At 51.3% G+C, this 5,297-nt stretch carries 6 protein-coding genes; 1 reads left to right on the top strand and 5 read right to left on the bottom strand.

Annotation, left to right across the window (positions count from 1 at the left end; genetic code table 11):
• Positions 1-214: 214 nt before the first annotated feature.
• From ACR0EZ_RS25620 to ACR0EZ_RS25630, 3 genes are all read right to left on the bottom strand, one after another.
• Entirely contained in the window at positions 215-433 is a 219-nt protein-coding gene (locus ACR0EZ_RS25620; RefSeq protein WP_480617642.1) for a hypothetical protein, read from the bottom strand.
• A gap of 595 nt (positions 434-1,028) precedes the next feature.
• Positions 1,029-1,628 (bottom strand): hypothetical protein, encoded by a 600-nt coding sequence (locus ACR0EZ_RS25625; protein ID WP_480617644.1) that lies wholly within the window; start codon positions 1,626-1,628, stop codon positions 1,029-1,031.
• Positions 1,629-1,918: 290 nt separating this feature from the next.
• Positions 1,919-2,470 carry an SH3 domain-containing protein gene (locus tag ACR0EZ_RS25630; RefSeq protein ID WP_480617645.1) on the bottom strand — a complete coding sequence of 184 codons (552 nt, stop codon included), beginning with the start codon at positions 2,468-2,470 and terminating at the stop codon, positions 1,919-1,921.
• A 328-nt stretch (positions 2,471-2,798) separates the two neighbouring features.
• Between ACR0EZ_RS25630 and ACR0EZ_RS25635 the strand changes: the two genes are divergently transcribed.
• Entirely contained in the window at positions 2,799-4,244 is a 1,446-nt protein-coding gene (locus ACR0EZ_RS25635; protein WP_480617646.1) for an arylsulfotransferase family protein, read from the top strand.
• Positions 4,245-4,372: 128 nt separating this feature from the next.
• Here the strand turns inward: ACR0EZ_RS25635 and ACR0EZ_RS25640 are convergent, their stop codons facing one another.
• Positions 4,373-4,600, bottom strand: coding sequence for a hypothetical protein (locus tag ACR0EZ_RS25640; protein WP_480617647.1), 228 nt, complete (start codon positions 4,598-4,600; stop codon positions 4,373-4,375).
• A gap of 218 nt (positions 4,601-4,818) precedes the next feature.
• Positions 4,819-5,067, bottom strand: coding sequence for a helix-turn-helix domain-containing protein (locus ACR0EZ_RS25645; protein WP_480617648.1), 249 nt, complete (start codon positions 5,065-5,067; stop codon positions 4,819-4,821).
• Positions 5,068-5,297 lie beyond the last annotated feature (230 nt).

The raw sequence follows: 5,297 nt of genomic DNA on the forward strand, positions 1-5,297 counted from the left end.
GCAAATCCGCCGCATAATCAAACCAACCAGATGCGCCAGATCCTCTCTTAGCTCAGGCAGCCATCTGTCCCAAAATCCCTGACAACGGACATGTCATTGCAGAAATGCTGACAAACGCAGGTCTACCGGCCCAGCTTCAAAGAGCCGCCACACAGGCCCCAAACAGAGTCAGGGAAATGATTGTGCGGGCACTGATGCTGAACGGTGTAGGCCCTCAGTTGAACGCCGAGTAAAGAATCCAGGCCCCGTACATCGCGGGGCCGACTACACCGCAGATGGCGGCAAAACCAACCGCGGCATACCCAAGCAATGAGTAATGATTGTCAGGATCGGTGGCTATCCGCCAAACAACAAAACAAGCCATCCCGAATATTGAGGCTGAAGCGGCAATCACACAATACAGTTCAAAAATGGATAGTTCGGCAACAGTCATGCCCCAAAGATGGACACCAGCACCGCACCTGTAAAGCCCGCAGGGGGAGTTAGTTTCCAAACAGTTCGGTATTTCAATCAATTAACCCGCCTATGGGTGGGGAAATAACAGGAGTGCAAGACATGCCCGGCCCAGAACCCGGAACAGTCTGGATAGAGGAAAGCGACGGATCACTATATGCTATGCTTGAGTGCTACTTTTGGACCGGGAACGTGGGGAACCGGCTAAAGCGGGCCAAGGTAATGCTGCGTCGAACGAAGCAAGGTACTTGGGTCTGCCGGTGGTGTGGTGACGACTTACCTGACTTTCGCAGGGTCGATGCTGAGTATTGCTCTGCGGGATGCAGAAAGCGCGCGGCACGGAAACGGCGTGAACACAGAGCGGCTGGAAACCGGTCTTATTGATTTCAACAACTTGCTATGTAGCATCATCATGTTTTTGCAAGATCTGGATAGTGAGGCCAACCGTTTTCGGAGGCGGTCTATGGGGTGCACATACTGACAAAATGCGCCCACTTTAACCGATTTTATTGTGAAGGGGCGATTGAGGCGGCTTGGTTGAAGTGGAGGCCAGGACAGAAAAGCCTTTGGAACCTTCACAAAATCCCAAAGACTAATTGGATAACAGCAAGAAGAAAAAGGATGCCAAGGACGAACATTGCCACATAGAAGCCGAAGTAAATAATCGCGGCAATCCCGGGTAAGACTAGAAGAAGCTTGCTCAAGCTATCTGGTCCACCGTTGCCCACCGTGACTATCACCCACCAAAAATACCCACCCGCAATGAGGACCCCCACGACGGCAGGCACGAGCCCGAACAAGCCTCCATTACCCGCGCCAATGCCTCCAATGCGCTTGCTGCCCCCGATAAAGTTGATGCGGCCTCCGTCGCAATCGCTGCCACCAGTGCTATGTCCTGTCAGGGTGCTTTTGCTAGAAGACGATTTGCCGTCGGTTTTTGGTCCGCTGTCAAAGAAGCCCCCCAACACCTTGTCAAATACTGGTGTCCTGTCCTTCGGGGTGTCGTATTTCTCTTGGTCTGCGCGCCCTGCTTCGCGCCCAGAGTCTTTGATTTTGTCTCCACCGAAGAATAAACCGTTGACACCGGCCTTTAGGGGGTCAAATTCACCCGTACGACCCTCATCATAGCCTTCTTTGTATCGTTCGTTATCACTTTGGTTTTTCGAATCGCTCACGCCAAAGCCCCCCTCCAGCAGCAGCCTATTAGGCATAGCATGGATTGCAGGTATGAGTTGCTCTAACTTTCAACGATTGGAGAAGGGAAGGAGAAATACCCAGATTTGCTGAGTCCTGGTTCAAACCATATGTAGCGAATGTAGCAGGGGGTCGGGGCTGAATTGAGTTTTTCGGGCAAGGGCTGGACGTGCAAGGATTCCACCGCCTTGACGCGCTTCCCTGGATTTAGGACGCTGGCGCAGGAGTTAGAGAAGCTCACAGCCCTATAGTCTTTTCAATTTGTCAAAAGCTAGTTTGATGCACCTCGTTGCCTTGCGAGGTACGAATTCAGCCTCTGAGCTGAGACATCACTGTCGTAACAAATCGGGCTGTAACCGCCTGGCTTTGACCACGCACTACGTTTACCGCAACGACGACCGGCTCGATCCCTGTTGTAAGGACAGGGACATGAACCTGGGTAAGCCGCAATGCTTTGGCGAATTATCTCTTTTCGGGCCGACTGAATTTCGCGTGTAGTAGGTGCGGCAACGGTTCTGGAGTTGATCCTAGGAGGTGGTTTTTCCCTCTCAGGCAATGATTTGGAAAGATACCTTGAAGACATCCAGCCGTTACCGAGAGATGACACGATTTGTGTCCATTCCCCCTTGTCAGAAACAAGTCGAACGCGAGCGCCTTTGTTCAATTGACCTTGCTTGTCATAAGCAACACCGGGGCCGATGCGCTGGTTCACCCGATCCCCGGTCACATAGAGATAGGAAGATTTATCCACTTGAGCGGGCGGGGAAGGCTGATGCCGCGACGGCGATGTCGGCTCACCAAGGCTTCCAAGCCAGTAAACCATTCCAATTACAACGAGTATCCAGATTGAATACTTAATCTTCGAACTCTCAATAAAGTAAATCTACCGATACAGCATTCTTGCACGCTAGAGACTACGGTCAAAGTCATTCCTGTCGCGGCCATAACTGATTTCGAACTACTGCTTCACGATTGGAAACGCATATACGCCATGTATTGCAAGGAAGACTGTCTCAATATGGCAGAACCAAGGGGAAAACCCACAAGGTTTCATTGACTTTTAAGTGAACCGGCGATGAACGATCCGTTACGCGTGAGTACACCCGATATGAGCTCTAATCGCAGCGTTGAGTTCGCGATGGGTAACGCAAATGAAGTTGGTACGGTTTTTGACGGAAAATTTTTCCGCGGTTTTGTTCGGTTTTTCGATTCTGAGCGGCGCATATATCTGTGGTGTGGTCAGCTACAAGTTTGAGTGGTTCCCAATCCCCATTTTGCAACAGGCCAAAGCCGGGTTCGACGCCTGGCGAAAACTTGAAGCCAAAGAAACCATCTATGGAAAAGTAGAAGATGTTTCTGTTCCACGGGAAGACCTGACAACCTGGCTTGTCGAGCCCAGGGATTATGACGATTTGCTGTTAATCACTGGCGGCTTTGAGGAACAGCCCGAGCTTTGCCCAGAGCTTGGGTGCATTGCCTGGATCATGGACCGGGAAGGCAACGTGTACCACACTTGGAGCGTGCCAAGAGCCGAGCTATTTGAAGGGCAAGAATTTGACGGCTTCAGCGGTCAACCCGGAAGAGACAATGTGAACGTGATAGGCGTGGACCTAGACAATAACGGCGACCTTGTTGTCACGTTTCAGGCCAAAAACATGTTCCCCTATCACATTGGTTCGATGCGAATTGATCGGGACAGCAATATTCTCTGGTCCTCTATCAACCATGGACATCACTGGCCGCATATTGCGAACAACAGCGACGCATTGTTGCCCTGGGCGCAGATTGAGCGGCCTGTAAAGAAACTTATCGGCTCGACCCGGATTTACACCAACTGCTCAGAAATCGGAGCCGTTTACGAGGAAGGATTCCAAATCGTAAACCGGGGTGGGGAAAGATTACGTGCGGTCCGTTTCGAAGACCTTTTTGCCAAAAACGGACTGATGGGGTTGGCGTATTCGGTGCGTGATGGCTGTGATCCTTATCACATCAATGGACTTGTCGAGTTAAATGAAGCAACCGCCTCGAAGATCGAGGGGGCCGAGGCAGGTGACATCGCCATGTCACTACGGTCGTCGAGTTCACTGATTATCGTAGACCGATATGACGATGTTGTTCACCGCGTTATCAAGGGTCCCATGGTCGCTCAGCATTCACCAGTCGTCACTGAACGCGGTACATTTGTTTTGTTCGATAATCTTGGCGGGCTCGCGTCTCAGGGTGGCTCCCGCATAATAGAAGTAGACCCGGTGTCTGGGCTTGGGACATCGCTTTTTCCAGTGGCGGGTGACGCCGAACACGCCATTTTTTCCGAGGAGCAAGGCGTTGTAAGACTGAGCGAGGACAACCAGCGTGCTCTCGTGTCGGTGTCCCAAACCGGTCAGGTCCTGGAAGTCGACTTGCGTGAAGGCAGGCCAGTGTGGGAATACCTCAATCAGACCAGTCTCGCAGCCTTCCATCGCCGCATCGGCGAAACCTCTGACCACAAATTCGCTTTGATGGAAACCAGAGGCGCGGATTATGTGTCTCGTGAATTTGCGGCCACTGTACTGGGTGCGCCTGCGCCTGTCGGGGTACTAAAGCCGCTGGTCAATTGAGTGAGCCAGCCCTTTGACGGGAACGTCCTCAATGGCGCATGGCCGTTTATCGGCTATAGCGGGATTAGCAGGGCTATGCTGTCAAAACTGCGTCTTCAAGCAGCACTTTAGAAGAATAAATCCTCCATTCACCCAGTGAATTCGTACTCTGCTGGCAGGTTGCTGGGCAAGTCTTCGATGCCAAAGGCGGTTGAGCGCAGGCTCTGAAATTTTGCTTCGCTTTCCGTTAACTCTGACGCGTAGCCTTCGTCTACGCCCCACATCTCTACGCCTGTAGATGAGATGTACAAGTTTTCTCCAACATATTCTGAATCCACGTCATCGATTTTGTCGAAAATAAATTCATCATCAGACATAATTTGTTACCTTTCACTGATAGGCCCGAATAGAAAATTGGGACCGGGTGAAATCTTACGTTCGAAACTCAACATGAACGCTAAATCGTTAACACAGTCAGGGTGGCTGATACCCGGAAGCAAGTCAGTGAAGCGGTTCACAGGGCATCCAAACTGGGCTCCAAGTGGAATATCAAAGTATATCGTTGTTGGAGATTTCGGGGAGTGCTCTCCCAAAGCTATCCCCCAGACTTCGTCACCAAAACCACCCCAACCCCATTGGCCGTGTCGCCTTCGTCCAGGAACTGGATGCCTCGGGCTTCAAACACTCTGCGAATAGACTGAATGGTTTCGTCGGAAGGTCGCGGTTTTCCCGATCCTTCTGCCCTCTTTACCGTCATGCTGGAAACGCCGGCTGCATCGGCGATTTGGGTTTGAGATAAGCCTGTAAGTGCTCGCGCTGCCCTGATTTGATCTGGAGTGGTCATTTTTGTCCTTGTTCTATTTAGAACAGTGCACTATGTTCTTATTAGAACAGTATCACAATTGGAGGACATAGCAATGCCAGAACAACGCGCCAGCGCGAACGGAAAAAGTGTGTCTGGACCGATCCAACCTGTTGGAGACTACGACAACTTCATCCACAACGGCCTCCCAAAATGTTCGGACGCCGTTTATCGCCACAAAATCTCGGAAGTTGAAAAACTGCGGCAGCAGC

The sequence above is a fragment of the Ruegeria sp. AK4 genome (assembly GCF_056541025.1).